General features: G+C 56.2%; 5 protein-coding genes and 1 pseudogene. 1 reads left to right on the top strand and 5 read right to left on the bottom strand.

The features are described 5' to 3' along the window. Positions 1 to 398: 398 nt before the first annotated feature. Complete coding sequence (locus HNO88_RS23155) at positions 399 to 962, bottom strand: energy transducer TonB (protein ID WP_184250796.1); 564 nt, start codon at positions 960 to 962, stop codon at positions 399 to 401. Between the two features lie 1504 nt (positions 963 to 2466). Between HNO88_RS23155 and HNO88_RS21500 the strand changes: the two genes are divergently transcribed. Beyond that, on the top strand, positions 2467 to 2688 hold the full coding sequence (locus tag HNO88_RS21500; protein ID WP_184250793.1) for a hypothetical protein: 222 nt from the start codon (positions 2467 to 2469) through the stop codon (positions 2686 to 2688). A 305-nt stretch (positions 2689 to 2993) separates the two neighbouring features. Here HNO88_RS21500 and HNO88_RS21495 read toward each other — a convergent pair whose 3' ends face one another. The 4 genes and pseudogenes from HNO88_RS21495 to HNO88_RS22580 all read right to left on the bottom strand — a co-directional run. Further along, the gene (locus HNO88_RS21495; RefSeq protein ID WP_184250790.1) at positions 2994 to 3584 is read right to left on the bottom strand and encodes an FxDxF family PEP-CTERM protein; all 591 of its coding nucleotides are present in this window, start codon (positions 3582 to 3584) and stop codon (positions 2994 to 2996) included. A gap of 386 nt (positions 3585 to 3970) precedes the next feature. Next, positions 3971 to 4069 (bottom strand): PEP-CTERM sorting domain-containing protein, encoded by a 99-nt coding sequence (locus HNO88_RS23150; RefSeq protein WP_184250799.1) that lies wholly within the window; start codon positions 4067 to 4069, stop codon positions 3971 to 3973. Between the two features lie 676 nt (positions 4070 to 4745). Then, the gene (locus tag HNO88_RS21485) at positions 4746 to 5051 is read right to left on the bottom strand and encodes a hypothetical protein (protein WP_184250787.1); all 306 of its coding nucleotides are present in this window, start codon (positions 5049 to 5051) and stop codon (positions 4746 to 4748) included. Between the two features lie 253 nt (positions 5052 to 5304). Next, a pseudogene (locus HNO88_RS22580) lies at positions 5305 to 5414 on the bottom strand (IS110 family transposase); the annotation flags it as partial.

The raw sequence follows: 5414 nt of genomic DNA, 5'->3' as shown, positions 1-5414 counted from the left end.
CGTATCGGCAAGCTGCTCGATCGCTTCCTGCCAGACGAATGCGCCAACTTCTTCCAAGCCGCAGGATATCAACGCTCATGCTGAAAATGCTCTAAGAGCGAGACCCTGTCAGGTCATTTCGGGGGCCAACTCATCCTCCGACGCCAAAGCTGAGTCTCTCACGTCAGAACAGATCGTGATTCGTCAAAAGCGAGTGCCACGGGTATTGTCCGATAGAGCTCACATTGGACAAAGCCATTGTACGATCCGTTCGGATCAATGGATTGCCAGGAGAAATGGCAAACCAGCGGCAGAGATTGCTCCTGCTTGTCTCAGGGACCCCGCTCTCTCGGTTGATAGCCAGCTTCGTGGAGTACATCCCTCGGGAGTGACGTGGTTTGGTGGAAAGCTGCCAGGCGTTAGTCCGGCTTGAACGTCCGGATGGTCCGGAGCGTCATTGTGCCGCCACTGAAGGTCTCACCGGTCGGCGGCGTCATCACTCTCCTTCCGAGTGCATCGGCGCATTTCACTGGTGCAATGCCAATAGCGCTGATGGAGCGACAGCCCGTCGCCTTGCCATCGCGGTCAACTCGATACTCGAACTCGGACTCATAGTTGAGACGGGGATGCTCCGCGCCCGTGTCAGATGATGATTGCGCCAGATGGATGCGCGAAGCCCAAGTGCCAGAGATCGGTCCTCCTGCCCTATCTTTCGCAGGCTGGAAGCGGCCATTCGCCATCAAGTTCTCACGGACAGCGTCGTCGATTCGGCGTGAACCACTTGACTCTACGATTTTCCAGTTTGCAGCCATTCCGGACGCAGTGACAGCAACCTGAAATGTAAGCACATCTCGCTTGGCCTCCCGGACAGCGTCTGCCGGAAGGTCTTGGTACCTAACCCAATCTGTCGGGTTCCCGCGCGAAGTAGCTTCGATGTCCTGTTGAGACGCGCCGCTTGCAAGCAACAGAAGCAAACTCAACATACACGACCCTCTCGGCTGATCCCGCGCTCACTAGGTCGCTGGCAACAGTCTGTAACTGGGGTGTGACCTGACCGGCAGGTTTCATCTGAGAATGTGGCGACTCCTCCCGGGCAGCCCTGTGCGATGGATTGCAGACCGGCTGCTTTGGCAGCAATATGGCACCATGTGTCGCATGGCTTACATCTTATTGGCGCTGGTCGGCCTATCGTCTGTAGTAGAGGCTGCAGACTGGTATGAACTACCAACAACATCTGGAGGCTCTCGCTACGTTGATAGAGCCAGTGTTAAGCGCAACGGACGCTTTGCGACCGTCGTCATACAAGTTCGATTCGACCCAACTGTGCAGTCGAAAGAGCACTTTGACTGCACTTCGCGTACTATGAAGGTCATAATTGAACGACCTCTTATCGTTGCTGTTGATGGAGGCCTTAATCCGCAAGAGCCGCTAACTTCCGTATGGCTTCCCGTTTCACGAATCGCTGACCGGGCCGCAATGTACCGCATCGTATTTCCTCAGCGCTATGCGCGGTAGTGCCATCGGTCCGGCAAGCTCGTCCAGGTCGTGGTGCCAAACTCCGCCTCAGGTATCAGTCGCCCTCGCTCCGGCTGAACTACATAACCTCAGCCCGGCGATATGTACGTCGCCGTCTTCGACCGGAACGTTTGCGTCAACGGCCCTTACTTTTGATAGAAATAGTTTGGGAACGTAGACCTGCGCAGCCTCGTCGCGATGGTTGCCCGAGGGATCCCCAGCTCTCGAGCTGCGCAGGCGGCACTCTCATAGGAAATACCGTTGATAATCACCGGCCTCCTGATGTCGCGTCGAGTAACGCTACGCTGCCCCTCATCTTCGAAGTAACAGCCCTGCACTCCCTGTCCTATCTTCCGTCTGACGGTGGCGACATCTACTTGCGTCCCTTTGGCTGCAGCAATGATAGAGGGGTAGTACACCCCGTGGAAGATCACTGGACGACCGTCTTTTCGGGCTAAATGGACCGGCTGATCGACTTCGATCTCTTCGATGAAGTAACCCGGAACAGCGCGCCTCACCCGGTTCCGATAGGTTACATCCGCTATACCGAGCTGACGCGCGGCTTCTCTAATTGAGGTGAAGGTTCGACCTTCGCCGTGCACTACTCGCTGAACATGGGGCTGCCCATCAGCACCCGACGAACTAACGCTCTGCGATCGTGATTCAGTCATCCACGCTGATCTACTCGATGTTCCGGCGCAAGGAAGGTCGTAACGTCCAGTTACCCGCTCGAAGCAGGTGAGGCGGAGCCCTTTGTGCCCGCCTTTTTCCGCAACCTGTCCGATCTCCCCAATCCGCCCAAGTTTCACCTGCGCTGAGTACTCCGGGCGAGAAAGAGCGCATGCGCCGAAGCAACGATGAGGAGGGCTGCTTCCTCTACTTCGAGGAGGCGATCCGCGCCGAGATCCTGCGCGGCATGGAGAATCTGTTCTCCGCCGTGGCCTTTGCTCCCTAGGAGCCGACAGTGAACGCATGGTGGATGGCGAACTGACCTCGAAGGCTCGTCTGAACTTCGAGAGCGGCGATCTGTTCGAGGTTAGCGGCACCAGCTTGCCCCGCGACGGCGTGATGCCCTTTATTGGACTGAACTGGCTCGCCATACGGAGGCTGAGCGTTGGCGCAGGTTATTCCGGCAGGTACGGCAAGAGGCAGTATGACAGCAGCGGCAGGATCACGCTGAATGTCGAAATTTGATAACGGCAATTGTTTAAGCCAGTGGGGTTGCGCGCAGGTTCGACTGCACCGCCTCAACAAACCAGCCTTGGCGACCCGCATTTGAACGAGACCATCAAGGAACCGCGCGCCTTCTTGGATTGCGTCGTTCGGAAGGGCTTGGTTTGGAAGCTCGAGCGGCCAACCAGAAGCACCACATTGTGGCCTTTTGATCGGCAGGTCGCTGCTTTCAACTTTGTTTTATCGCAAAATCTGTGCCGTTCTGTCGAGCTGCTAAAAGGAAAAGGGGCCGCTAGGTCGAGTATGCGGCCCCAGCGACGGTATAATTAGGTCAAGGTCGGGCTCATTGCTTCCGAAGCCTTGCGACGCATCGCGAAGCCAACGAACCCGATGCCCATGATCATCATGGCCCACGTAGAGGCTTCCGGCACCGCCGCTGTGAAGGTCAAGTTACCCGTATAGTTGGCCTGCGCGCCCTTTGCCAATGGCTTGAAGCTGCCGATGACTTGGATGGTGTTCAGAGCGCCCTTCACAATGTTGATGCCGCCGATCTCGGCTGAAGTGCCCGCCGCTGTCTTCATCAGCGATTTAGCGTATGAATTGCCGTTGATGATAAGATCCTCGATGACAAGCTGAGTGTTCTTGCTCGAAAATGAGGTTTGAATGCCGCCGCTACCTACACCGTTCTTGTCAATTATAAACGAGTAAGTATCGTTGATCTTTGTAGCCTTGCCGCTGAAGGTGTTAGTGAAAAACCCGGTTATATAGTTGTCAACGTCGGGTGCCTGAGCGTCCCCATTCACACAAAAGTGAATGTCACCAGGCTTGCAGTTGTCCGGAGAAAAGGTGGCGGCACCGGCCGTTCCACAAAGCGAGATGGCTGCTGCAGCAGCAGCGAAGGCAAGAAGCTTCCTCATCGATACGACCTCCACTCGCGCAATTGATACATTCTGAAATATGCGAGTCGTACGCGGTTAACATATCTTCAACCATGATCATACGTTTGCGATACAGGTTGTGTCAGAACGGCGCGCTTACGATCCGTAGCCTCTCGCTAATCCGGTTCTTGGATGCAGCGGCTAGTGCAGGTTTCGGACGGGGCCCACCAAGGAACCGCTGACCGCCGGCATTCGGAACTGACGGCTACCTGCGCGAGCAACATGTGTTGCGAGCAAGTGAGGGGCGCTCGCACTCCGGCTGGGTGCCTCTTCTGTTCACGAAAGGATGGGGCCGCCTGATCAAGGAAGCGGGCCTCTCGTCAATTGCTGGGCGAGGCTCACGCCCGCTGAGGGTTGGCAACGGCTCATGCGAAGCCTACGAAGCCGATGCCCATGATCAGCATGAACCAAGATGATGCTTCCGGGACAGAGCCTACCTGCGCGGCGGACTGAACGCCGAGGATGTAGAACGCCCCATTGTTATCCCAACCGAGACGGTATAGTTGCTGGGGTCCAGCAGGCGCTTAAGGCAAATGTCGATATGTCTTCCAGTCACGGGGGCGGACGCTACTGTTCCCGTTTGGTGATCATCATTATAGCCGATCTGGAGACCACTTTTGTCGAACAACGCCAAAGTAGGTTCAAAGTCCTCTCGATCAATCGTCCTTTCCTGAGCATTCACTCCACTGCAAAGGACTATGAGGGTAGTGTGATAATCGATGGAGCCGCCGCCCCGAACTCGAACAGCTGCACGTCGATTTACCTCGCTCGATTTGGCGATAAAGGACAGATCGGCGGCGGCGTGAGCTATGAGGAAGCGGCATGTGCTGCTGTAAAGGCTTAGACGAGTCATTTCATCATTGTGTCGTTAAAATCGCACGGCGCGATTTGCCAGAAAGTGCCACGCTCCGTCTTGCTTCGCGAACTCACCGCGCGGCGCCGGCCACGTGAAATTGACGATGGCCATTTGGCTGCAGGTGGATCCCTTCAGCCGTTGCCAAAGGACGTACCTTCAAGTTGCTTCGACTGTTGGTTGCGACCGCTGCATTCGGCATGAGGAGTCCACCGGAGATGCGCTTGAACTTAGGCCCGGTGCTATGCGATAGCCGCAATAGGGTATAACTCGGGCATAACCACCGTCTACTCGTCGTTCGCAAAGGGTGGCGTATTCAGACGGCGCCACAGGCCGTCATCGGCGTACATTATGTCCCAGCTCTCGGTAAGGTAAGCATCAGGGAAGTGGGGTTCGCCGGAAGCTTCGTGAAGCACTGGCTCATCTCGAAAGATAAAGCCACCAATCGGAAGCTTCTTGTACTCGCAGGCAGCGGGCTCAACAGCTTCGTCGATCAAGGTGGCAAGCTGACTTTCAGGACAAGCAAAAACGCCCACCGCTACCTTGTTATGGATGACGCGCACGAACCAAGCGCCTCCGTCTTCAGATCCCATGGGTTTCACGTCTCTCCTCTGCTTGCAGCAAAGCATAGCTGATCGCCCATCGCCCGCAATCGCGATCAGCAGACGTATCGAAGGACGAAGTGCTGAGGACGCGCAGCCTCAATCTGCGCCGACGTATTTGCGTCCGGCACCTACCAGCGCCCTTGAACTTATGCTTGTTCCGGTCGCGATCACAACCCTTCGCACGGCGAACTTCCACGACATCATGTATGTGCTGATGCCCTTGCTAAAGTATCCGTGATGATCAAGCAGGAGATTGCTGCCAGAGCCGGTTGGCTTTGAGCAGAGCGTTCGCGGTGATGACGAGCTTCCGCATGACCGCGGTGATCGCGATTTTGGCAGGCTTTCCGGCGG

Source organism: Novosphingobium chloroacetimidivorans (genome assembly GCF_014204535.1).
GTDB classification, from domain to species: domain Bacteria; phylum Pseudomonadota; class Alphaproteobacteria; order Sphingomonadales; family Sphingomonadaceae; genus Novosphingobium; species Novosphingobium chloroacetimidivorans.
Note: the sequence above shows the minus strand (reverse complement) of the source record. Positions and strands in the feature narration are given on the sequence as shown.

Bases quoted from the DNA above. Each gene is read 5' to 3' on its own strand.
- HNO88_RS23155 (WP_184250796.1), bottom strand. From the start codon at position 962: ATGTTGAGTTTGCTTCTGTTGCTTGCAAGCGGCGCGTCTCAACAGGAC.
- HNO88_RS21500 (WP_184250793.1), top strand. From the start codon at position 2,467: ATGGTGGATGGCGAACTGACCTCGAAGGCTCGTCTGAACTTCGAGAGC.
- HNO88_RS21495 (WP_184250790.1), bottom strand. From the start codon at position 3,584: ATGAGGAAGCTTCTTGCCTTCGCTGCTGCTGCAGCAGCCATCTCGCTT.
- HNO88_RS21485 (WP_184250787.1), bottom strand. From the start codon at position 5,051: ATGGGATCTGAAGACGGAGGCGCTTGGTTCGTGCGCGTCATCCATAAC.